Genomic DNA, 230 nt, shown 5'->3' on the forward strand with positions numbered 1-230 from the left:
TGATCCGACCGAGAAAACATCAGACGAAGGACATCCATTCCCTTTTCTGCATACTCTCCATCTTTTAACGCTTTTTCTATATGTCCTGTATCCGGAAACATCGAAATGGGACCTTCCATCTCCTCAATTATTTCAAGGTTTTTAATCTTATATACGCTTTTGGCAAGAGTAAGGCCGCAGTTATTACAAGGAACGGAAGTGATAATCTGCTTTACTACAAATTTCCTTAT

General features: G+C 38.7%; 1 pseudogene. It reads right to left on the reverse strand.

Going from position 1 to position 230, the window contains the following annotated elements:
- Window positions 1–230, reverse strand: a pseudogene (locus ACYP5M_RS26870) (Rrf2 family transcriptional regulator); the annotation flags it as partial.

This window comes from Peribacillus sp. N1 (assembly GCF_054600815.1).